Origin of the sequence: Acinetobacter baylyi DSM 14961 = CIP 107474, assembly GCF_000368685.1 — a bacterium.
Taxonomy (GTDB): Bacteria; Pseudomonadota; Gammaproteobacteria; order Pseudomonadales; family Moraxellaceae; genus Acinetobacter; species Acinetobacter baylyi.
The window spans coordinates 324665-348168 of record NZ_KB849623.1; the positions used below are offsets into that span (position 1 = coordinate 324665).

Genomic DNA, 23504 nt, shown 5'->3' on the forward strand with positions numbered 1-23504 from the left:
CACAAAATGCATGAACCTTCATGATCAGCTACAAGTTTCTGGCTGTCCGTTTTGATACCATTCGATTGCATTTCGAATTAATACATCGGTCGCATCAATAAATAATTCTGGTTTTTCTATAATCCAGTCTTCTAAGATCAAAGGAATTTCTGTACATGCTAAAAGAAATTTTCTGGCAGGATTATATTCATATAAATTAATGATATTAATCATTATATTTTTAGCTTCTTCAATATTTCCAGACTTATAGGAGTAGATACTTTGCATGACCAGTTGCTGGATCTCCAACTCAGGAAGAGTAAATTTTATCTGATGATTCGCTAATTCTTTTTGATACAGTTCCGTATTGATGGTTGCTGACGTCGCAAGTATACAAATCTCTTGAGCATTACTTTTTTGAATAAAGCGTACCGTTGCTTCAATGATACTAATCATTTTGGTATGTGTTTGTTGCTGTAATTGATCAAACCAGAAGTGCGCAGTATTACATGGAATAATGATACAGCCGACATTCGCATTCTCTAAAATTTTAAGATACTCTCTCATTTTTTCGAATGGCTTATCATCATGATTAATAATGGATTTTGTTCTATCTGGAATATCAGGAATAGAAACAATAATGACAGGAATATGTTCCTGATCAGAATGAGCAGATGTGTTTTTAATAATTTTATTCATCGCATCAACTGTTGCTTGCGGTCCCATTCCTCCTAATATTCCGATTGCTTTATGCATGAGTTTTACCTGTAATCTAAGATATTTATTAGCTTTACAGAAAAAAAATCCATCACCTTGCAAAATACAGATTAACCATCTACATTTTGCATAACATTAAAATATAAGAATTATCCAAATTTTTATATGTATTTGATTTATATATACTAGTAGAATTTAACATTTTTATCCTAATGCAAAATATGCATCACAATGTAGCATATTGCATTATGCCTGCCTTCTTTTAAAGCCTGGCTACCTGACAGATAGCAGCGAATAATTAAATAATGTATTAGCCAAAAATAAATTGTTAAGATTAGATCTTTATAATTTTCTTTTTAATCGCTGATTATTTTTCTTGTTCTCATGGCTCAACGGTATGCTGTTCAAACGTATTCTGTGATGGTCGCAATATTTGCTTCATATTGTTGTTTCACAACTTCCTTACATTCTTCCTTAATGTCTCACTATTTACAGAGATCATTTAAAAAATCAGAACAATTTAGTTTGCTGTATGCGGAACAATTTCTGGCAAGACAAGGCGACCACAAGCTGATGCCCCAGCCTTGTGAAGCAGAACTGGATTCTGTTTCAGATGCTTCACTCAATGAAAAAAATAATCCAGCATTGATCAAAGAGCTTATGGCCGCTTTCGCACAAGATTCATTGTGGGAACGTACCGAAAAAAACTATCCGAAAGAGATTAAAAAATTTGGTAAGTCGAAAAAAAAGACCAAAGTTACGCCTAAGTCTGTTTCACTGAGCAATCCACTTACAGCGAGCTGGAACACACTGTCTAGTTTGCTTCCATTCTCAAATGGTCTGGATCTAGGTTCGAATTCAGATTCAGATGTATATGTGCAATTTTTGGCACAGAAAAAATGGGTTTTACAGCATCATCTCAATCTTGATACCCAACAGATTTTTCGCTATGGCGCCACCAGTAAAAATTATAGTGAAACCAATCTAAACTTAAATCAGACGTTACGGGACAACACCATGTTTTCCAGTCAATTTAATTTAAGTAAAAGTCAGGACGAAGATTTTTCGTGGAAAAACTATACCTTTCATCAACTGAGTTTTCCGACGAAAGATAAGCTCACCTATGGTGTATTTAGTACAGGTGTGTATGAAAAAGAGAAAAAAGATATGAAGGTGAGCCAATGGGGGCCTTATTTTTCTTGGCGACGTCCACTGTGGCGCAACTGGCTATATATTCAAAATGATTTAAACTATACCGATGATTTAAACGACCAGCATGGCTATCATTTAAGTTATCAAATGACGTTTGAAGCCAACTTTTAACCACAGCAACAACTATGGATAACCTTGAAGTTATCCACAGTGTGTTTAAAAAACCGATACTAGATCGGTTTTTTAAATGTTTTATTTTAACAGTAAGCTGTTAATACGTTTGACATAAGCCGCAGGATCTTCTGGTAAACCACCTTCTGCAATCACAGCTTGATCGAAAATGACATTGGCCAAATCATCAAACTGAGCCGAACCTTCTAGTTTTTGTACCAAAGGATGTTCAGGATTGATTTCTAAAATCGGCTTGCTCTCTGGTACAGCCTGACCCGCCTGTTTCAGCATACGAATCAGTTGAGGAGACAACTCACCATCACTGGTGACCAAACATGCTGGCGAGTCTACTAGACGTGTAGTCACGCGTACTTCTTTGGTTTTGTCTTTTAAAGCATCTGTGAGTTTATCCACCACAGGTTTGAACTGTTCTGCTGCCTGTTCCAATGCTTTCTTTTCTTCGGCATCTTGCAGGTCACCCAAATCTACCGCGCCTTTAGACACATTTTGTAGAGGTGTACCATCAAACTCATGTACGAAGTTCATTGCCCATTCGTCTACACGTTCAGACATCAGTAATACTTCAATGCCTTTTTTCTTAAATAATTCAAGCTGTGGCGAATTTTTGGCAGCAGCCAAACTATCAGCACTCACATAATAGATGGCCTTTTGGCCTTCTTTCATACGTGCTTTATAATCGGCAAATGAGGTCGAGATTTCGTCCTGATTTGATGTCGCATAGCGCAATAATTTTAAAATACGCTCACGATTTGTAAAATCTTCACCTAAACCTTCTTTGAGTACAGAACCAAACTCTTGATAGAAAGTCTTGAATTTTTCCTGATCTTTCTCATCTTCAGATTTGGCCAGACCATCCAGTAAAGTCAATACACGGCGCGTGTTGCCTTCACGAATGGTTTTAACATCACGGCTCTCTTGTAAAAGTTCACGGCTCACATTGAGTGGCAAGTCTGCACTGTCAATGACACCTTTAACAAAGCGCAAATAGTTTGGAATCAGATTATCCGCATCATCCATAATAAACACACGCTTCACATACAGCTTAATACCTGCTTTGGCTTCACGGGTGAAAATATCACTCGATGCTTTGGCAGGAATATAAAGTAACTGGGTGTATTCGGTATTGCCTTCTACGCGGTTATGTGACCAAGCTAAAGGAGCGTCAAAGTCGTGAGTCAAATTTTTGTAAAACTCAATATACTGCTCTTCACTGATTTCATTTTTGCTGCGTGTCCATAAGGCACTTGCCGAGTTGATGACTTCCCACTCGTCTGTTTTTACATACTGACCGCCTTTTGGCTCTTCGCCTTCCGCGACTTCTTCTTCCTGCCAGACTTCTTTTTGCATTTCAATAGGCAGGCTAATGTGGTCAGAGTATTTATTGATAATCTGTTTAACTTTCCATGCATCCAGATAGTCCAATGCATCATCGCGTAAATGCAAAATGATGCTTGTTCCACGTGAATCCTTGGTGATTTGTTGTACTTCAAAATCTCCTGTACCGCCACTAATCCAGCGCACACCATCATTTGCAGGTAAACCCGCACGACGTGATTCTACCGTGATTTTATCCGCAACAATAAATCCAGAATAAAAACCAACACCAAACTGACCAATCAGTTGTGCATCTGATTTTTGGTCACCCGTGAGTTTCGACATAAAGTCTTTGGTGCCCGATTTTGCAATGGTTCCCAGATTATCAATCGCTTCTTGCTGACTTAAACCAATACCATTATCTGAAATAGTGATCGTTTTGTTTTCTTTATCTAAACTCACACGAACACGTAAGTTGGCATCATCTTCATAATATTCAGGATGATTAATTCCTTCAAAACGTAATTTATCACAGGCATCAGAAGCATTCGAAATCAATTCACGCAGGAAAATTTCTGGATTGGAATACAATGAATGGGTCACAAGATGCAAAAGCTGTGCAACTTCCGCCTGAAAACTATAATTCTGTGTTGCTGTTTGTTCAGTCATAAAGCACTCCTTAAAATCTATAGCGACATCTTTTTATGTAATGCCATATGTATTGGAGTGCCCTATGCTTTTTTCAATGGGGCTGCTTAAGATTTTTTGATCAATCAGAACGGCCCTTGGCTTAAAATCCGATTTTGAATAATACTGTCTAAATGTTGTTGGCGTGAGGCATAACTGGCGGTTAAACAACTTACATTTGAACCACACGCATTACGCTGTTTGAGCCACTGATATTGTGCACCTTTCTCTGAATCACGTCCGCCCATAGGCAACGCATGTAAAATAATATTATAGGTGGTTGCCATTTTGACATCAGCATCGTTGAGAGAAAGTGTCTGGCAAATGGTTTTTTCTGAACGCAACTGTGCTTTGTTACATGGAAAACTTGCCGCAGAAGCAGCTCCGCTGAGTGCTACACCTATGAATATGGTGATAAGTTGAATTGAAGCTTTCATTCTAATTGTCTCTTCAAGATGGTTCCTATTAGATTAGAAAAAGCCAATAGGATGTTTAGTAATTTTTCACCACAATATGTGACACTATGTATCTTTGAAAAGTGAAAAAAAAAGACCTTAAGCTCTCCATTAAGGTCTAAATCGCCGATTGCACATTATCGTTATTATTATTGGGTTATTGTTCTGATTTACTTTTAATTATGTTGTACGGTTTATTTTGTTCGGTCGCTGGTTAAAATTTATAACTATAGCCAACACTGTAAACCCATGGATTGACTTCCAACGTACCAATTTTCTGGCCATTCCATTTCAGTTCAGAGCCTACATCGGCATAACGCACATCGGCAAAAACACCCCAGTTTTTAGCATCGGCAGGTTGAAAATTAAAACCGACCTGACCCGCGATACCGTATGCATTTTCTGCTTTAAGTTCAGTGCCTGTCAGTGAACCTTTGGTCTCTTCATCCCAGGCAATCACGGCTGTTGCGCCTATACCTATATATGGCGTAAAACCTGTTGAATTTTTAAAGTTATATTTCACCGTTAATGTAGGCGGTAAATGCTTGAATGATGCAATTGTTTCAGATGGCCCACCCGCGACATTGGCAGTGACATCATGCTTAAATGGTGTCGCCAATAATAACTCTGAAGAAATATTCGTATCACCGAAGAAATATTCAATCGATGGGGTAAAACTAAAAGCATGATCGGCTTTTGCATTGGTTACCGCACCATCAGCCAAAGTATTATTGTCTTTTGATGGCGCTAAAACACTACCACCAATTTTAACTTGCCAACCACCTGCAAATACAGAAGATGACAAACCCATTAATGCTACAACAAATAATTTACCTAACATTTTACTACCCCTCAACTTCTTTTATAATAATAAACATCTATTTTAATTTAATGCAATATGGATTATAAATTAATTAACAACAATATTTTTAATAATTTGTTTTATATAAATATTTATTTTAAACATAGCATTTTAGTATGAATTAAAATAAATCCATACCATTTTAATATGATTTTATATTTTATTTATTTTATATAAATTAAACCAAGTGAATAAATCAGAATTGATATTAATCAGAGCAATTTACTCTGATTAATAACTTAAAAAAATGGTGCTTTTTAAAGCACCATTGCGGCAATCCATCCAAATATCAACAGCGGAATATTAAAGTGAACAAAAGTAGGGATCACCGTATCCCAAATATGATCATGCTGCCCATCAACACCTAACCCTGCTGTAGGCCCCAAGGTTGAGTCAGAAGCAGGTGAACCCGCATCACCTAATGCTGCTGCGGTTCCAATGAGTGCAATGGTTGCGAGTGGTGAAAAGCCAAACTGTACACACAAAGGTACATAGATAACCGCCAATACAGGCACACTTGAAAATGAAGAACCAATACCAATCGTCACAAACAAACCAATAAACAGCATGAGAAATGCAGCTAAAGCACGATTATCACCAATGATATGAACAACACCATTGACCAGATGACCAATATCGCCTGTATGCGTCATCACTGATGCAAAACCCGCTGCCGAAATCATGATAAATCCTACGAGTGCCATCATGCGCATACCTTGCACAAAGACATCATCGGCATCTTGCCATTTGAAAATACCTGCAGTGGATAAGACAGCAAAACCCACCAATCCACCTAAAATCATCGAACCTGAATACAACTGGGCGACCAAAGTCAGCGCAATTGCGATGACCGCCATCAACATGGTTTTCTTTGAAATATAAGGCACTTGTTCTGCTTCATGTTTCAGTTCTTCTGCATCTTCACGTAAATTGTGGGTCACATGCTCGTCTGAGCGAAGTGGCTTATCCAGATCAATGCTGGTCACGCGTGCTACAGCGCGATCCTGATAATGACGTGGTTTTCGATAACTGATAAACACGGCAACCAATGTTCCTACCACCATTCCAACCACTGGAATTGCCATGCCCATTGGCATCATCCAGCGATCGACATGCAGGCCGTATTGAGTACCAATCTTGTTGATATTCCCCATTAGAATCTGCTCTAGAAAAATTGCGCCGAAACCAACAGGTAAAAAGATATAGGTACCTACCAATCCCAAGGTCAGTACACATGCCGCCGCGCGACGATCCAACTTCAGATGGTTCATTACTTTGAGTAAAGGTGGCACCAGCACAGGAATAAATGCAATATGCACAGGAATCAGGTTTTGTGAAAAAATAGCGGCTATCAATAAAATCACAAGCAGAAGAAATTTAACTTTCTTTTCTCGGCTCTTGCTGGCTTCCATCCCCAGTAAGCCAATCAGCTTATGTGCCAGTAAGTCAGGTAATCCAGATTTAGACAATGCCAGCGCAAATGCACCCAAAACTGCATAGGCAAGTGCCACTTCAGCGCCATCTCCGAGTCCAGCATTAAATGCCTGAACGGTATCAGACAAGCTTAATCCTGCAACCAATCCCCCAACAACAGCAGAAATTACCAACGTTAAAACAACAGAAACTCGTGCCAGTGACAAGATAAACATCACGGCAATCGCAATAACAACAGCATTCATGAATTCAGGTTAGACAACATAAAAGGGCGATATTTTAGCAGATTCACTTTCATGATTCTGGATAATTCACTATTTAGTCAAACCACTTCAATGTCGTCTCCTGATGATTCCAAGATAACCTATACAGGATGTCGTTGTGCAAAACCTGCAATATACTTGGCAATCGTTTGTGGCTGACTCAGGATAGCCCAATGGTTTGCATCAAGTTCTACGTATTCAAATTGATCTACCCACTTTGGCATTTCCTTTAAAATATAATCAGGACTGACAAAAGCATCACGTGTCAAAACAACGGCCTGTACAGGGCACTGAGCATAACGCTCACGCGGTTTGGTCAGCGCAGGGATAAAATTGGCACGATACAAATTGATGCCATATTTTCCATCTTTTGCAATATTGTGGTTAAGTGGTAAATTTGATTTTTTTTCAAGACCACTTAAGACTTTGGCCCATTGTTTTGCAGTAAGAAATTGCCACACCGTAGGTGCAAGTAACGGTAAATGAAATGCTGCGATATACCATGATTTAGACAGTTTTTTCAAAAATCCTACTGGATTTTGTTTGATTTCATCACCTAGCAACATCGCAGCATGATCCAGACAAGGGCCAGAAATAGTCGTATAAGAAAGTATGCGATCTTTGAATCTAGGTTCTGTCACTGACTCCCATGTTTGGATGGATCCCCAATCATGTGCAGCCAGATGAAATGGACGATGACCCAATAACTGATTAACCACTGCTTCCAGATCTAAGGATAAGCGTTCAAGACGATAATCACGGATATGTTTTGGAATACTAGACTCACCCGCACCTCGAACATCATACGTGACGATATAAAACTCGTTGATTAACTCGTGAATGATCGGCTCCCACACTTCTTGGTTATCTGGATAGCCATGCACTAAAACTAATGCTGGAAGTTCAGGTTTTCCCCAAGTTTTCGCACATAAGAATTGATGATCTGAGGTCTGGACGGTATGAATCTGTGGATGCATTGTCGTTTCCTTTTTATTTTGATTGACCATATTGTTAGTCAGATTGGGCATTGCCATCAATGCCATATTAGTGATAGTTATCTAGTATGAATAATCACGATATAAAAACAATTGACCGATATGAATATTTTAAAACAACTTCAAACCATACCCATGGTGTCCAAATTTATGATCAATCGATATTCCCCTTATCGCGGTGCGGGGATTGAAATTGATCAGATTGATCTAGCCAACTACTATATTCGCGTCAAAATGCCACTGACTCGTAAAAATCAAAATATCGTGGGGACACATTTCGGCGGCAGTCTTTACTCAATGGTTGATCCGTTCTACATGCTGATCTTAATGCATCATTTAGGCTCAAAATATATCGTGTGGGATAAAGCAGCGACAATTAACTTCTTAGCTCCTGGCAGAAGTACGGTATATGCAGACATACGTCTCGATGCCAATGAAATCAATCATGTCAAAGAACTTGCAGAAAATTATGCACCCGTCATCCGTAATTATGTAGTGAATATTTTTGATGAGTCAGGTTTACGCATCGCCGAGGTACACAAGACTTTATACATTAGACGTAAGAAGCCCAAGCCTTATCAGCATTAAAAAAGACGACTTAGTGTCGTCTTTTTCTGATAGACATATAGAGCTTTTAGCGTTTCTCTTGAATTGCGGCTCCTGCACCACCACCAATCGCGCCACCAATCGCAGCACCACTATCGCCGCCAAAAATAGCTTTACCCACCACAGATCCAATACCAGCACCGACTGCACTACTGGTGGTGGTATTACTGCTACCACCTTTGGCATTTGATCCTACACCTGCGCCGGCAGCTGCGCCTACACCTGCACCTAAACCACCACCGACATGGTTACCTACACCACCACCAACTGCTCCGCCGAGTGCTGCTGCACCAATACGTTGATCAGATGGGCTCATGTTTTGGCAGCCTGCAAGCAGTACAGTTGAAACGAGTGCTGTAGCAATTAAACTTATTGTCTTTTTCATGAAAAGATCCTCCTTTCTTTCAACTCAGCATAAGCATTTTTTGTGAACTCATACTTGTCAAAATGTTAATTCCTACAAAAAAGTGCAGGAGTTTTGTAACTACTATCGCAATATATTGCATAACTTATCAATGACTAAAGCTGGTGAGCGCTTTAACAACAACGCAGCGTTAAATGGATATATCAAGCAATATAACACGATAAAAAAAAGCCACCCGAAGGTGGCTTTCTTTATGATCTGTTCAGATTAGAACTGTTCTTGGTTCAATGCTTGACTAAACGCTTGATCGACTTCGCTGAAGTCGTTGTGCAGTTCAAACTCTGCCGCTTCCGCTTCCTGACGACGACGCTCTAGATGATAAGCGAGACCTGTACCTGCTGGGATCAGACGACCCACCACCACGTTCTCTTTGAGACCGCGTAGATCATCTTCTTTACCAGTAACAGCCGCTTCGGTTAACACGCGCGTTGTTTCCTGGAACGATGCAGCCGAGATAAATGAGTCAGTCGAAAGCGATGCTTTGGTAATACCCATCAATTGACGCTCAAATTTCGCAGGGAATTTGTTTTGCGCCAAGACTGCTTGGTTCTCTTGAACAACACGGATGTAATCCACTTGTTCGCCTTTGATGAAGCTGGTATCGCCGCCATCGGTGATGTCCACTTTACGCAACATTTGACGTACGATGACTTCAATATGTTTGTCGTTGATTTTTACACCTTGGAGACGATAAACGTCTTGAACTTCGTTCACGATGTAATTGGTCAATGCGACTTCGCCTTTCAAACGCAAGATGTCATGTGGGTTTTGCGGACCATCAGAAATGGTTTCACCACGGTTGACATGCTCACCTTCGAACACGTTAATGGTACGCCATTTTGGAATCAATTCTTCGTAAATTTCAGAACCATCATCAGGCGTGATCACTAAACGGTTCTTACCTTTGGTTTCTTTACCAAAGCTCACGATACCAGACACTTCTGCCAAGATCGCGTGTTCTTTCGGTTTACGCGCTTCGAACAAGTCAGCTACGCGTGGAAGACCACCGGTAATATCACGTGTACGTGAAGTTTCTTGTGGTACACGACCAAGTACATCACCTACACCAATCGTTTCACCGTCACGAACGGTCACAATGGTATTTTGTGGCAAGAAGTAGAACTGTTCACCACCATCCGTTGTATCCAGTACAATCGCAGGACGTAAATCTTTACCAGACGCAGGACGTGCTGTTACAGGCAAGATTTCAACAGTAGTCATACCTGTTGCATCATCAGTTTTCGATGTTGCAGTCACGCCATCCGCGATTTGGCTGAAACGTGCCTTACCTGCTACTTCTGTTACGAGTGGATGCGTATGCGGATCCCAAGTCGCCACAATACCACCAGCTTCTACAGCTTCACCATCTTTAATCAAGATGCTTGCACCGTAAGGAAGTTTATAGCGTTCACGCTCACGACCTAACTCATCTGCAATACCGATTTCACCAGAACGTGAAACAGAGACCAAGTGACCTTTTGCATGCTGTACAGTTTTTACGTTATGGAAACGAACCGTACCTTTATTACGTACTTGAACACTGTTTGCAGCAGAAGTTCGGCTTGCCGCACCACCCACGTGGAAGGTACGCATGGTTAACTGTGTACCTGGCTCACCAATTGATTGGGCAGCCATAACACCAACAGACTCACCAGGGTTGACCTGATGACCACGTGCAAGGTCGCGTCCATAACATTTTGCACACACACCGAATGTAGATTCACATGCAATGACTGAACGGACTTTAACTTCATCGACACCCGCTTCTTCAAGCTGAGCTGCGATTTTTTCATCAATGAGCGTACCGCGAGGCAATACGATTTCATTGTCAGATGCACGACGTACGTCTTCTGCCGTTACACGACCCAATACGCGGTCACGTAATGGCTCGATCACGTCACCACCTTGAATGAATGGTGTCATCACCAGACCACCCATGGTGCCACAATCTGGCTCGGTAATCACCAAGTCCTGCGCAACGTCAACAAGACGACGTGTCAAGTAACCCGAGTTTGCAGTTTTCAATGCGGTATCGGCCAAACCTTTACGCGCACCGTGCGTTGAAATAAAGTACTGAAGTACCGTCAAACCTTCACGGAAGTTTGCCTTAATTGGCGTTTCAATGATCGAACCATCTGGTTTCGCCATCAAACCACGCATACCCGCCAACTGACGAATCTGCGCCGCACTACCACGGGCACCCGAGTCAGACATCATATAGATGCTGTTAAACGATTTTTGTTTCTCGTCTTGACCTTGCTTGTTTTTCACATTGGTGAAAGACAAGTTGTCCATCATCGCTTTTGCAACTTGGTCGTTGGTACGCGCCCAGATATCGACCACTTTGTTATAACGCTCACCTGCGGTTACGAAACCTTGCTCGAACTGCTCTTCGATTTCACGAACTTCAGTTTCTGCTTTGTCGATAATCGCTTGCTTCTGCGGTGGAATGACCATGTCTTCCATACCAACAGAAACGCCTGAACGTGTTGCTTGACGGAAGCCAAGATACATCAACTGATCGGCGAAAATAACCGTGTCTTTAAGACCGAGCTTACGGTAGCACGAGTTGATTAACTTCGAGATGTTCTTTTTAGTCATCTCAAGGTTGATCATTTCAAAGCTCAAGCCTTCAGGAACAACTTCCCAAAGTAAGCAGCGACCTGGTGTAGTATCCACAACAATAGTTTGCTTTTCACGTTGACCGTCTTCATTGATTACGGTTTGGTGAACACGAACTTTTACGCGTGCGTGAATAGCCACCTGACCGGTTGCAAGCGCGCGGTTAACTTCGTGTGTGTCAGCAAACATCATGCCTTCGCCTTTGGCATTGACTGCATCACGGGTGATGTAGTAAAGACCCAAGACCACGTCCTGAGAAGGAACGATAATCGGCTCACCGTTGGCCGGTGACAAGATGTTGTTGGTCGACATCATCAAGGCACGGGCTTCAAGCTGTGCTTCAAGTGTCAATGGCACGTGTACCGCCATTTGGTCACCGTCGAAGTCGGCGTTAAACGCAGCACAGACGAGTGGGTGTAGACGGATCGCTTTACCTTCAATCAGAATCGGTTCAAACGCTTGAAGACCTAAACGGTGAAGTGTTGGCGCACGGTTCAACATCACTGGATGCTGACGAATCACGTTGGCAAGAACGTCCCATACTTCTGGGGTTTCGCGTTCAACCATTTTCTTCGCAGCTTTAATGGTGGTTGCCTGACCAGATGCCTGTAGTTTTGCAAAAATAAACGGCTTGAAGAGCTCAAGTGCCATTTTCTTTGGAAGACCACATTGATGTAGACGTAAAGTAGGACCTACGGTAATGACCGAACGACCAGAATAGTCAACACGTTTACCCAACAAGTTCTGACGGAAACGACCTTGTTTACCTTTGATCATATCTGCCAAAGATTTCAATGGACGTTTATTCGAACCAGTAATCGCACGACCACGACGGCCGTTGTCAAGCAATGCATCTACAGATTCTTGCAACATACGTTTTTCGTTACGTACGATGATATCTGGCGCCGCAAGATCAAGAAGACGCTTCAAACGGTTGTTACGGTTGATCACACGACGGTAAAGATCGTTTAGATCAGATGTCGCAAAACGGCCACCTTCAAGTGGTACAAGCGGACGTAGATCTGGCGGAAGTACTGGCAATACATTCATCACCATCCATTCTGGCTTGTTGTTCGACTCTTTGAAAGCTTCCATCAATTTCAAACGTTTTGACGCTTTTTTCAACTTCGTTTCAGAGGTTGTTTGTGGAATTTCTTCACGTAGACGTGAAATTTCAGCTTCAAGATCGATATCTTTCAACAAGTCTTGAACTGCTTCTGCACCCATTTTGGCAGAGAATTCATCGCCATGCTCTTCAAGCGCGTTGAAATATTCTTCGTCGGTTAAAAGCTGATATTTCTCAAGCGGAGTCATACCAGGATCAGTTACTACGTAAGATTCGAAATACAATACACGTTCGATATCACGTAGTGTCATATCAAGTAGCAAACCGATACGGCTTGGCAATGATTTTAAGAACCAGATGTGAGCCACTGGAGATGCAAGCTCGATGTGACCCATACGTTCACGACGAACTTTTGCAGTTGTTACTTCAACGCCACATTTTTCACAAATGACGCCTTTGTATTTCATACGCTTGTATTTACCACACAAGCATTCGTAATCTTTTACTGGACCAAAGATTTTGGCACAGAACAAACCATCACGTTCTGGTTTAAAAGTACGGTAGTTAATGGTTTCAGGCTTTTTAACTTCACCGTGAGACCATGACTTAATCATTTCTGGTGACGCAAGACCAATACGAATACGGTCAAACTCAATCGGTGTGTGACCGTCTGAGTCCGTTTTCTTACGCATGATATCGAGCAAGTCTTTCAATTTATTTCTCCGTATACCGAGGAGCATTCGCTCACTCGGCTGGGTCACAAATACTGTTTTTCCTGAAAAATCTGAGTCAGCTTAACGCTTAGTCACCATTTTTCAGTTCAATGTTGATACCTAAAGAACGGATCTCTTTGGTCAATACGTTAAACGATTCAGGCATACCCGGATCCATATAATGGTTACCATCTACGATGTTCTTATAGATGCGAGTACGACCTTCAACGTCATCCGACTTCACAGTAAGCATTTCTTGAAGTGTATAAGCAGCACCATAAGCTTCTAGTGCCCAGACTTCCATCTCACCGAAACGCTGACCACCGAATTGTGCTTTACCACCAAGCGGTTGTTGAGTTACAAGTGAATAAGAACCAGTAGAACGTGCATGCATCTTGTCATCAACCAAATGGTTCAACTTGAGCATGTACATATAACCAACAGTTACTGGGCGGTCAAAACGCTCACCTGTACGTCCGTCATACAATACTGTTTGACCTGTACGTGAGATACCACCAAGCTCAAGTAACTCTTTGATCTGACTTTCTTCTGCACCATCAAATACTGGCGTAGCTAAAGGAACACCTTTACGCAAGTTACCTGATAACACCAAGATTTCTTCATCAGTTAAGCTATCAAGATCTTCTTGCTCGCCACCAACTTTGTTATAAATCTTGTCTAAGAAATCACGAAGCTCAAGAACGGTACGTTGCTCTTTCATCATCTTGTCGATCTTATCGCCAAGACCTTTTGCAGCCATACCTAAGTGAGTTTCAAGAATCTGACCCACGTTCATACGTGATGGTACACCCAATGGGTTAAGTACGACATCAACTGGAACACCATGGATATCATGCGGCATGTCTTCAACAGGCAAGATGTTTGATACAACACCTTTGTTACCGTGACGACCCGCCATTTTATCACCAGGCTGGATACGACGTTTTACAGCTAAGTAAACTTTAACAACTTTCAATACACCTGTTGTAAGCTCATCACCTGTAGAAAGTTTGCGTTTTTTCTCAGCAAATTTCTCATCAATCTCGTAGCTCTTCTCTTTCAAGAACACTTGAATTTGAGTTAAGCGTTCAGCGATGCCTTCGTCTGTTGGTTGAACTTCTAAAAGATCAACAAGCTCTAAACCAGACAATACATCTTCAGATAGCTTATCACCGCGCTTGGTCGTACCGCCGCCATTTGACTCTTGGCCTTTTAACAAACGGATAATACGTTCACGAGCAGCTTCTTCGAAGATTTTGAATTCTTCTTTCAAGTCTTTACGATAAGCATCAAGTTGCGCTTTCTCAATCGCTTGAGCACGTTCATCTTTCTCGATACCGTCACGTGTAAACACTTGAACGTCGATGACTGTACCTTTAACGCTTGAAGAAACACGTAAAGATGAATCTTTAACGTCTGCTGCTTTCTCACCAAAGATTGCACGAAGTAATTTTTCTTCAGGGGTTAATTGTGTTTCACCTTTAGGTGTCACTTTACCAACAAGAATATCACCCGCTGCAACTTCAGCACCGATATAAACAATACCTGATTCATCAAGTTTAGATAACGCTGCTTCACCTACGTTAGGAATATCGGCAGTGATTTCTTCCGCACCTAACTTCGTATCGCGTGCAACACATGATAATTCTTGAATATGAATTGACGTTAAACGATCTTCTTGAAGAACACGTTCAGATAATAAAATCGAGTCTTCGTAGTTATAACCGTTCCAAGTCATGAACGCGACACGCATGTTCTGACCCAATGCTAATTCACCACCATCAGTTGATGGACCATCAGCAAGAACGTCACCACGGCCGACTTTATCGCCCATGCTCACAAGCACTTTTTGGTTAATACATGTGTTTTGGTTTGAACGCGTGTATTTGATCAAGTTGTAGATATCTACACCTGCTTCACCCGCGATCATTTCATCTTCGTTGACACGAATAACCACACGTGATGCATCTACAAACTCAATGCGTCCGCCACGTTTCGCGATCACACATACACCAGAGTCGTGCGCTACGTTTGCTTCCATGCCGGTACCCACAAGTGGTTTATCAGCAAGCAATGTAGGAACAGCCTGACGTTGCATGTTTGAACCCATCAATGCACGGTTGGCATCATCGTGTTCAAGGAATGGAATAAGTGATGCAGCGACAGATACAACCTGTTGAGCAGATACATCCATATGCGTCACTTTTTCAGGTGGCATACGAACGAAGTCACCTTGGTGACGTACTGAAACGAAGTCTTCTGTTAAATGTCCATCTTTATCCAATGCAGAATCGGCCTGTGCAATAACAGTACCTACTTCTTCAATTGCAGATAAATATTCAACATCATCTGTTACACGACCATCAACAACGCGACGGTATGGTGTTTCCAAGAAACCGAAGTTGTTCGCTTTTGCATAAACAGAAAGCGAGTTGATCAAACCAATGTTTGGTCCTTCAGGAGTTTCAATTGGACATACACGACCATAGTGAGTTTGATGTACGTCACGCACTTCAAAGCCTGCACGTTCACGTGTCAAACCACCTGGTCCCAATGCTGATACACGACGTTTGTGTGTAATTTCTGACAATGGGTTGTTTTGATCCATAAACTGTGACAATTGGCTTGAACCAAAGAATTCTTTGATTGCAGCAGCAACTGGTTTCGCATTGATCAAATCTTGTGGAGACAAGTTATCTGTTTCAGCTTGGTTTAAACGCTCTTTAACAGCACGTTCAACACGAACTAAACCAACACGGAATTGGTTTTCTGTCATTTCACCAACAGAACGTACGCGACGGTTACCCAAGTGATCGATATCATCGACTTCACCTTTACCGTTACGAATTTCTACCAGTGTTTTCAGTACATCGATGATGTCATCGTTAGAAAGAATACCTTCTACTTCACGAGACTTCTGATCTGTACCTACTTCGTAAGGGCGACCCAAACGACGGTTAAACTTCATACGACCCACAGGCGATAAATCATAGCGCTCTGTAGAGAAGAATAAGTTATTGAATAAGTTTTCAGCCGCTTCTTTCGTTGGTGGCTCACCTGGACGCATCACTTTGTAGATTTCTACAAGCGCTTCTTCACGACCAGATGTTGTATCTGCACGTAAGGTGTCAGCAACAAAAGAACCACGATCGATGTCATTGGTGAACAGGATATTAAATTGTTTAATACCACCTTCAGCAATTCTGACCAAAATCTCATGACTTAATACAGTGTTAGCAGTAATTACTTCACCGTCTTTAAGTACGATATCTTCAGCAGTAATACGCTCATACAAATATTCATCTGGAACTGGAAGTTTAGTTAAACCAGCAGCTTCCATTTGACGTACATGGCGAGCATTAATACGTTTACCTTGTTCAACAATGGCTTTACCATCATTGTCCACGATATCAAATTGAGCCATTTCACCACGAAGACGTTCAGGCACAAGGTCAATCTGATAGCTACCCATATCAAGATATACAGGTACTTTTTCGTAGAACATATTCAGAATTTGTTCATTGCTATAGCTCAATGCACGTAACACAACAGTCGCAAGCAATTTACGACGACGGTCAATACGTACAAAGACTAAATCTTTAGCATCAAACTCAAAATCTAACCATGAACCACGGTAAGGAATGATACGTGCTGAATAAAGCACTTTACCGCTTGAATGCGTTTTACCTTTATCATGGTCAAAGAATACGCCTGGTGAACGGTGTAATTGAGATACGATTACACGCTCAGTACCATTGATCACAAAGGTACCATTCTCAGTCATGAGTGGCATTTCACCCATGTACACTTCTTGTTCACGTACGTCTTTAATAGATTTCGTTTCACGATCTTTGATGATCAAACGAATTTTAACGCGCATTGGTGCCGCAAAGGTTGAGCCACGAAGAATACATTCGCGAACATCAAACTCTGGTTTACCAAGACTATACTCAACGAATTCTAAAGCAGCATTGCCCGAATAACTTTCAATAGGAAAAACTGAACGAAATGCAGCTTGGAGACCGATATCTTCGCGATTTTTTGGTGTTTTGCCGTCTTGCAAGAATGTTCTGTACGAGTCGACTTGAATCGAGAGCAGGTACGGAGCATGCATGACTTGGGGCAATTTACCAAAATTCTTACGGATCCGTTTCTTTTCGGTATATGAGTATGCCATCTGGAGTCCTCGGAAAGTAAACTAAGTCCGCCTGCAGAACGAACTTAGAAGGAATTACGCAGGTCGATATGACCACCACTTTTATACAAATGCTGCAAATTTCAGTGGTACAAAACGCTTAGCAATATTTTTAAAATGGAAAAATATTGCTAAGCGTTTGATTGTGTTTATTTATTTTTAAAATTGATGGTTTTTCTACCAATCAATCTAAAATCGAGCCGATTATTGTAACGCAAAAAGGCTGATGACCCAAGAGCCATCAGCCAATTTTTGGGGTCAAATTAAAATTCGACCCCTAGCGAAATTACTTAACAGTAACTGTAGCACCAGTTTCTTCAAGTTTTTTCTTAAGTTCTTCAGCTTCTTCTTTAGAAACGCCTTCTTTAAGATTTGAAGGAGCGCCTTCTACTAAGTCTTTAGCTTCTTTCAAGCCAAGACCAGTAACTTCACGTACTGCTTTAATTACAGCAACTTTGTTAGCACCGAAAGAAGTCAATTCAACATTGAATTCTGATTGCTCTTCAACAGCAGCAACAGCAGGACCTGCAGCTACAGCTACAGCAGCAGCTGATACGTTGAATTTCTCTTCGAAAGCAGAGATAAGTTCAACAAGTTCAAGAACAGTTTTTTCAGCAACTGCGTTTAAGATTTCTTCGTTAGTTAAAGCCATGAGAATAACTCCAAATGGATATTGAATGGTGTGTGAAATTTATTAAGCTTATGCAGCTTCTGACTCGTTTTTCTCTTTGAGCGCTGTAATAAGGCGACCCAATTTCGAAATAGGAGCTTGAAGAACATTGGCAAGCATAGTAAGTGCTTTTTCTTGGTTCGGAAGATTCGCGATAACGCTAACGTCAGCACCTTGATAAAGTTTGCCGTCAAATGCAGCAGCTTTAAGTTCAAATGCTTTGTTCGTTTTAGCAAATTCTTCAAACAAGCGAGCAGCTGCGCCCATGTCATCTTCAGAAGTTGAAAAAGCTAGAATAGTTGGACCAACAAGGTTTTCGTCTAAGATATCAAATTGAGTACCTTCGAAAGCACGTTTAGCCAAAGTGTTACGTACAACACGTGTAGCAACACCAAGCTTACGAGCTTCAACACGAAGTGTAGTCAATTGTTCAACTGTTAAACCTTGGTAGTCAGCAACAACAGCAGCAAACGCGGTAGAAGCAACTTCATTTACTTCCGCAACGATCTGTTTTTTGTCTTCGATAAGAAGAGCCATTGTAAAACCTCCTAACGGTGATTTATGCAATCCACGGACTGCACTCCCAATTCGTAAATCAATCTCTTGACTTACACGCGGAGGAGGAATCAATCACACCACCGCGTCTACTCAGACTGGTATTTTAAGAAGCGAATCCGAAGACTCCCCTCGCCTGAGGTCTTTGACGCTGATAAATTTACATCTATCAATTCAAAGTCCGCCTGATGATCAACAAAGCAATGCTTTATCAATCCACAAGAAGAAAAGCTCAACCTCAATAGAAGTCATCACTCTTTCTTGCGTAAAATTTGAAGTAACACTTCAAATTTTACTCAGGACTTTAAAATTCTTTTATCGCAATATAATTATTGAAAAATAATTATTTAGAAACGTTTTGTACATCAACAACAAGACCAGGACCCATAGTTGAGCTCAAAGTGATCTTTTGGATGTAGATACCTTTAGAAGTCGCAGGTTTTAACTTTTTCAAGTCTGCAACTAAGGTTTCAACGTTTTGACGGATTGCTTCAGCAGTAAAACCTACTTGACCAATCGCAGCGTGGATGATACCCGCTTTGTCTACACGGTAACGTGCTTGACCAGCTTTTGCATTTTTAACTGCAGTTGCTACGTCAGGAGTTACAGTACCCACTTTAGGGTTTGGCATTAAGCCACGTGGACCAAGGATCGTACCTAACTTACCAACAACACGCATTGCATCTGGAGCAGCAATCACAACGTCGAAGTCTAAGTTACCCGCTTGAATGCTTTCAGCAAGATCATCAAAACCAACGATGTCCGCGCCTTCAGCTTTAGCAGCTTCAGCAGCAGCGCCTTGAGCAAACACAGCAACACGTACAGTTTTACCAGTACCTGCAGGAAGTGTAGTCGCGCCACGAACAACTTGGTCAGATTTACGAGGATCAACACCTAGGTTTACCGCAACATCCAAAGATTCTTTGAATTTTGCAGCAGGTAGGCTGCTAAGAACTTGTACTGCTTCTTCCAAAGTGTAAACTTTGTTTGCTTCAATAGCTGCAGCAATGGCTTTTTGACGTTTAGTTAACTTTGCCATGTCTTATAGCTCCACTTCCAAGCCCATAGAACGCGCAGAACCAGCAATGGTACGTACACGTGCGTCTAAATCAGCACCAGTTAAATCTGGTTCTTTAGTAGTCGCAATTTCTTCTAACTGAGCGCGAGTCAACTTACCAACTTTAGTTTTGTTTGGTACAGCAGAACCCTTTTGGATACCAGCAGCTTTCTTAAGAAGAATCGCAGCAGGTGGAGTTTTCATGATGAATGTGAACGACTTATCGTTGTACACAGTAATCACTACAGGAATTGGAAGACCTTGTTCAACTTTTTGTGTAGCAGCATTGAATTCTTTACAGAATGCCATGATGTTAACACCACGTTGACCTAGTGCAGGACCAATCGGTGGAGATGGATTCGCTTTACCAGCTGGAACTTGCAGCTTGATATAGCCGTCAATCTTCTTAGCCATTTCAAATTACCTCTGGGTACAAACGCCTTTTAGAGCTCCCCAACATTTCAAGTAACGATACCGTTACAACAACAATGCCCGATCCATAACAAATCGGGCGCTTTCAAACAGTGCAAATTAAATTGTTTTTTCGACTTGGCGAAATTCCAATTCAACTTGAGTTGGTCGATTAAATACATTAATCGTCAACGTTAAACGTGATTTTTCGTACTGAACTTCCTCCACGACTCCTTTAAAGTCTGTGAATGGACCGTCAATAACCAATAATTCTTCACCCGGCTCAAACATCGTCTTAGGACGAGGTGCTTCACCTTTATTGTGTACACGTGCAAGAATCGCATCAGCTTCTTTTTGCGTAATTGGTGCTGGCTTTTCAGCTGTACCACCGATGAAACCTAATACTTTTGGACATTCTTTAACAATGTGCCAAGTTTCATCATTCATTTCCATTTCGACTAACACATAGCCAGGAAAGAATTTACGCTCTGATTTACGTTTCTTACCATCCTTCATCTCTACCACTTCTTCGGTAGGAACAAGGACTTCACCAAAACTATCAGCAACAGCGCTACGCTGGATTCGATCATTAAGTGAACGCATCACTTGTTTTTCATAACCTGAATAGGCATGAATAATGTACCAACGTTTCATAGCTCTCTTACCCGATAATCAACTTAATTAACCAGCCTAAACCATAATCAAAACACCATAATACAATGGATGTAATGACTACGACCAACAGCACTTGCCAAGATGTAGTCACTGTTTCTTGCTTGGTCGGCCAAGTTACTCGACGCAACTCGATTCGCGCATCTTTCAGCAAACGAATAAAGCCCTTACCTTGATGGGTGGCGTATAATAAACCTAAAGCGACGACGATACAAGCCAAAATTACACCAACGCGCACCCAAATATTATTTGCTGGTGGCCAGTAGGCTGGTAAATATTGATTCACCATCGCGGCACCAATCAATAATGCCAGTGCAATGACCCATAGCACCACGTCTAATGGAGAACCAGAAGTGACTACTTCGGCAGAGTTATTTCGTTGAGGAATTGGCGCGTCGCTTAATGCGTCACGCGATTTATCATTCGACATTTTTGTACTCGTCGTAGAATTCGCGACTTATTATATGACAGTTAAGCCAGCATCAAGCTTTTTATTTAGAAAAAATGGCAGGCCAGGAGGGACTCGAACCCCCAACATTCGGTTTTGGAGACCGACGCTCTACCAATTGAACTACTGACCTATAAACAAACCGAGAGCCTAAACTCTCGGTTAGAACAAACATATTAGCGGTTATGCAGTTACTTTCGCAACTACACCAGCACCAACTGTACGACCACCTTCACGGATCGCAAAACGTAGACCTGGGTCCATTGCGATTGGGTGAATTAGTTCTACTGACATTTCAACGTTGTCACCTGGCATAACCATTTCAACGCCGTCTTGTAATTGGATTGCGCCAGTTACGTCAGTTGTACGGAAGTAGAACTGTGGACGGTAACCGTTAAGGAACGGAGTATGACGACCACCTTCTTCTTTAGAAAGTACATATACTTCTGCATCGAATTTAGTGTGCGGCTTGATTGTACCTGGTTTAGCAAGTACTTGACCACGTTGTACGTCTTCACGCTTAGTACCACGTAAAAGAACACCACAGTTCTCGCCCGCACGACCTTCGTCAAGAAGTTTACGGAACATTTCTACACCAGTTACAGTTGTTTTAACTGTATCTTTGATACCAACGATTTCAACTTCTTCGCCGACTTTAACGATACCAGATTCTACACGACCTGTTACCACTGTACCACGACCAGAAATAGAGAATACATCTTCGATTGGCATCAAGAATGCTTTATCGATAGCACGTTCTGGTTCTGGAATATAAGAATCAAGTGCTTCAACAAGTGAAAGTACAGCTGATTCGCCATATTGACCAGCATCACCATTAAGTGCAGCAAGCGCTGAACCACGGATGATAGGTGTGTCATCACCTGGGAAGTCATAAGTAGAAAGAAGTTCACGAACTTCCATTTCTACAAGCTCAAGAAGCTCTTCGTCGTCTACAAGGTCGCATTTGTTCAAGAATACAACGATGTAAGGTACACCTACCTGACGAGAAAGAAGGATGTGCTCACGAGTTTGTGGCATAGGACCGTCAGTCGCAGCACAAACAAGGATCGCGCCGTCCATCTGAGCAGCACCAGTAATCATGTTTTTAACGTAGTCGGCGTGGCCTGGGCAGTCTACGTGAGCGTAGTGACGAATAGGAGAATCGTATTCTACGTGTGAAGTATTAATTGTAATACCACGTGCTTTTTCTTCTGGTGCAGAATCGATTGCTGCGTAGTCTTTAGCTTCACCGCCGTAAGTTTTTGCACAAATTGTTGCAATTGCAGCAGTTAAAGTTGTTTTACCATGGTCGACGTGACCAATTGTACCCACGTTTACGTGTGGCTTATTACGTTCAAACTTAGCCTTAGCCATTTGCTCTTCCTCGTTTATGTCGAACACGAGTTAAACAACTCAGCATCGACAATCGTCTAAAAAACTAGACACCTAATACTTGAAAAGCAGACTAATAAGCCTGCTTTTGAGAAACTGGTGTAGAATAATCTACCAAATTGTATCTGGAGCTCTTATCGAGATTTGAACTCGAGACCTCTCCCTTACCAAGGGAGTGCTCTACCACTGAGCTATAAGAGCATCATCTTCGATGGAGCGGGAGACGAGGGTCGAACTCGCGACATGTAGCTTGGAAGGCTACCGCTCTACCAACTGAGCTACTCCCGCTTAATGTTGGTAATTACCACTTATCGAAGTAATGGTGGTGAGAGAAGGATTCGAACCTTCGAAACTTTCGTGGCAGAGTTACAGTCTGCTCCCTTTGACCGCTCGGGAATCTCACCTTTACACTTACTTTCAGTGTCGTTCTTCAACATTATAACACAAAACCTTAAGATGGTGCCGGCACACGGATTCGAACTGTGGACCTACTGATTACAAGTCAGTTGCTCTACCAACTGAGCTATGCCGGCGTTTCTTAGTGTTTCGTACGTTTCGTATCGGAACGGTGTGCAGTTTAGCAAAACTCAGAATCCTTGCAAGTGTTTTTTGCAAAAAAAACC

The 23504-nt window shown here is 41.6% G+C and carries 18 protein-coding genes and 5 tRNA genes; 2 read left to right on the forward strand and 21 right to left on the reverse strand.

Annotated features, from left to right (window positions below):
- Positions 1-24 precede the first annotated feature (24 nt).
- Entirely contained in the window at positions 25-735 is a 711-nt protein-coding gene (cuyB, locus tag F952_RS01500; protein WP_004920575.1) for a cysteate racemase, read from the reverse strand.
- A gap of 438 nt (positions 736-1173) precedes the next feature.
- Here cuyB and F952_RS01505 point away from each other — a divergent pair, with 438 nt between their 5' ends.
- The gene (locus F952_RS01505; RefSeq protein ID WP_004920577.1) at positions 1174-2019 is read left to right on the forward strand and encodes a hypothetical protein; all 846 of its coding nucleotides are present in this window, start codon (positions 1174-1176) and stop codon (positions 2017-2019) included.
- 81 nt (positions 2020-2100) lie between these two features.
- On the opposite strand, the gene htpG is transcribed toward F952_RS01505, so the two are convergent.
- The 5 genes from htpG to F952_RS01530 form a co-directional block, all read right to left on the reverse strand.
- A complete protein-coding gene (gene htpG, locus F952_RS01510; protein WP_004920581.1) occupies positions 2101-4023 on the reverse strand; it encodes a molecular chaperone HtpG in 1923 nt (640 codons plus the stop codon).
- 104 nt (positions 4024-4127) lie between these two features.
- Positions 4128-4478: a lysozyme inhibitor LprI family protein gene (locus F952_RS01515; protein WP_004920584.1), complete on the reverse strand. Its 351-nt coding sequence runs from the start codon at positions 4476-4478 to the stop codon at positions 4128-4130.
- A gap of 232 nt (positions 4479-4710) precedes the next feature.
- On the reverse strand, positions 4711-5337 hold the full coding sequence (locus F952_RS01520; RefSeq protein WP_004920588.1) for an OmpW/AlkL family protein: 627 nt from the start codon (positions 5335-5337) through the stop codon (positions 4711-4713).
- Between the two features lie 278 nt (positions 5338-5615).
- A complete protein-coding gene (locus tag F952_RS01525) occupies positions 5616-7037 on the reverse strand; it encodes a Na+/H+ antiporter family protein (protein WP_004920591.1) in 1422 nt (473 codons plus the stop codon).
- A 119-nt stretch (positions 7038-7156) separates the two neighbouring features.
- On the reverse strand, positions 7157-8032 hold the full coding sequence (locus tag F952_RS01530) for an alpha/beta fold hydrolase (RefSeq protein ID WP_004920594.1): 876 nt from the start codon (positions 8030-8032) through the stop codon (positions 7157-7159).
- Positions 8033-8152: 120 nt separating this feature from the next.
- Between F952_RS01530 and F952_RS01535 the strand changes: the two genes are divergently transcribed.
- Complete coding sequence (locus tag F952_RS01535) at positions 8153-8638, forward strand: DUF4442 domain-containing protein (RefSeq protein ID WP_004920596.1); 486 nt, start codon at positions 8153-8155, stop codon at positions 8636-8638.
- A 46-nt stretch (positions 8639-8684) separates the two neighbouring features.
- Here F952_RS01535 and F952_RS01540 read toward each other — a convergent pair whose 3' ends face one another.
- The 15 genes from F952_RS01540 to F952_RS01610 form a co-directional block, all read right to left on the reverse strand.
- Entirely contained in the window at positions 8685-9041 is a 357-nt protein-coding gene (locus F952_RS01540) for a YMGG-like glycine zipper-containing protein (RefSeq protein ID WP_004920598.1), read from the reverse strand.
- A gap of 246 nt (positions 9042-9287) precedes the next feature.
- On the reverse strand, positions 9288-13481 hold the full coding sequence (rpoC, locus tag F952_RS01545) for a DNA-directed RNA polymerase subunit beta' (protein WP_026056991.1): 4194 nt from the start codon (positions 13479-13481) through the stop codon (positions 9288-9290).
- A gap of 88 nt (positions 13482-13569) precedes the next feature.
- Complete coding sequence (rpoB, locus tag F952_RS01550; protein ID WP_004718475.1) at positions 13570-17658, reverse strand: DNA-directed RNA polymerase subunit beta; 4089 nt, start codon at positions 17656-17658, stop codon at positions 13570-13572.
- A 304-nt stretch (positions 17659-17962) separates the two neighbouring features.
- Positions 17963-18328: a 50S ribosomal protein L7/L12 gene (gene rplL / locus F952_RS01555; RefSeq protein ID WP_004920605.1), complete on the reverse strand. Its 366-nt coding sequence runs from the start codon at positions 18326-18328 to the stop codon at positions 17963-17965.
- Between the two features lie 48 nt (positions 18329-18376).
- Positions 18377-18883, reverse strand: a complete 507-nt coding sequence (gene rplJ, locus F952_RS01560; protein WP_004920606.1) for a 50S ribosomal protein L10 — start codon at positions 18881-18883, stop codon at positions 18377-18379.
- A gap of 361 nt (positions 18884-19244) precedes the next feature.
- Positions 19245-19940 carry a 50S ribosomal protein L1 gene (gene rplA / locus F952_RS01565; RefSeq protein ID WP_004920610.1) on the reverse strand — a complete coding sequence of 232 codons (696 nt, stop codon included), beginning with the start codon at positions 19938-19940 and terminating at the stop codon, positions 19245-19247.
- 3 nt (positions 19941-19943) lie between these two features.
- On the reverse strand, positions 19944-20372 hold the full coding sequence (gene rplK / locus F952_RS01570) for a 50S ribosomal protein L11 (RefSeq protein WP_004718484.1): 429 nt from the start codon (positions 20370-20372) through the stop codon (positions 19944-19946).
- A 117-nt stretch (positions 20373-20489) separates the two neighbouring features.
- Positions 20490-21023 (reverse strand): transcription termination/antitermination protein NusG, encoded by a 534-nt coding sequence (gene nusG / locus F952_RS01575; protein WP_004920613.1) that lies wholly within the window; start codon positions 21021-21023, stop codon positions 20490-20492.
- 7 nt (positions 21024-21030) lie between these two features.
- Complete coding sequence (secE, locus tag F952_RS01580; RefSeq protein ID WP_004920616.1) at positions 21031-21471, reverse strand: preprotein translocase subunit SecE; 441 nt, start codon at positions 21469-21471, stop codon at positions 21031-21033.
- Between the two features lie 75 nt (positions 21472-21546).
- Positions 21547-21622 (reverse strand) — tRNA-Trp (locus F952_RS01585).
- 50 nt (positions 21623-21672) lie between these two features.
- On the reverse strand, positions 21673-22863 hold the full coding sequence (gene tuf, locus F952_RS01590) for an elongation factor Tu (RefSeq protein ID WP_004920619.1): 1191 nt from the start codon (positions 22861-22863) through the stop codon (positions 21673-21675).
- Positions 22864-23007: 144 nt separating this feature from the next.
- Positions 23008-23082: transfer RNA gene (locus tag F952_RS01595), tRNA-Thr, on the reverse strand.
- A gap of 11 nt (positions 23083-23093) precedes the next feature.
- Positions 23094-23169 (reverse strand) — tRNA-Gly (locus tag F952_RS01600).
- Positions 23170-23201: 32 nt separating this feature from the next.
- Positions 23202-23285: transfer RNA gene (locus F952_RS01605), tRNA-Tyr, on the reverse strand.
- Positions 23286-23338: 53 nt separating this feature from the next.
- Positions 23339-23414: transfer RNA gene (locus F952_RS01610), tRNA-Thr, on the reverse strand.
- Positions 23415-23504 lie beyond the last annotated feature (90 nt).

Coding starts and splice junctions, on each gene's coding strand:
- cuyB (WP_004920575.1), bottom strand. CDS start 735: ATGCATAAAGCAATCGGAATATTAGGAGGAATGGGACCGCAAGCAACA.
- rplL (WP_004920605.1), bottom strand. CDS start 18,328: ATGGCTTTAACTAACGAAGAAATCTTAAACGCAGTTGCTGAAAAAACT.
- rplA (WP_004920610.1), bottom strand. CDS start 19,940: ATGGCAAAGTTAACTAAACGTCAAAAAGCCATTGCTGCAGCTATTGAA.
- F952_RS01525 (WP_004920591.1), bottom strand. CDS start 7,037: ATGAATGCTGTTGTTATTGCGATTGCCGTGATGTTTATCTTGTCACTG.
- F952_RS01505 (WP_004920577.1), top strand. CDS start 1,174: ATGTCTCACTATTTACAGAGATCATTTAAAAAATCAGAACAATTTAGT.
- F952_RS01530 (WP_004920594.1), bottom strand. CDS start 8,032: ATGCATCCACAGATTCATACCGTCCAGACCTCAGATCATCAATTCTTA.
- F952_RS01515 (WP_004920584.1), bottom strand. CDS start 4,478: ATGAAAGCTTCAATTCAACTTATCACCATATTCATAGGTGTAGCACTC.
- rpoB (WP_004718475.1), bottom strand. CDS start 17,658: ATGGCATACTCATATACCGAAAAGAAACGGATCCGTAAGAATTTTGGT.
- F952_RS01535 (WP_004920596.1), top strand. CDS start 8,153: ATGAATATTTTAAAACAACTTCAAACCATACCCATGGTGTCCAAATTT.
- rplK (WP_004718484.1), bottom strand. CDS start 20,372: ATGGCTAAGAAGATTGACGGCTATATCAAGCTGCAAGTTCCAGCTGGT.
- tuf (WP_004920619.1), bottom strand. CDS start 22,863: ATGGCTAAGGCTAAGTTTGAACGTAATAAGCCACACGTAAACGTGGGT.
- F952_RS01540 (WP_004920598.1), bottom strand. CDS start 9,041: ATGAAAAAGACAATAAGTTTAATTGCTACAGCACTCGTTTCAACTGTA.
- secE (WP_004920616.1), bottom strand. CDS start 21,471: ATGTCGAATGATAAATCGCGTGACGCATTAAGCGACGCGCCAATTCCT.
- nusG (WP_004920613.1), bottom strand. CDS start 21,023: ATGAAACGTTGGTACATTATTCATGCCTATTCAGGTTATGAAAAACAA.
- F952_RS01520 (WP_004920588.1), bottom strand. CDS start 5,337: ATGTTAGGTAAATTATTTGTTGTAGCATTAATGGGTTTGTCATCTTCT.
- htpG (WP_004920581.1), bottom strand. CDS start 4,023: ATGACTGAACAAACAGCAACACAGAATTATAGTTTTCAGGCGGAAGTT.
- rplJ (WP_004920606.1), bottom strand. CDS start 18,883: ATGGCTCTTCTTATCGAAGACAAAAAACAGATCGTTGCGGAAGTAAAT.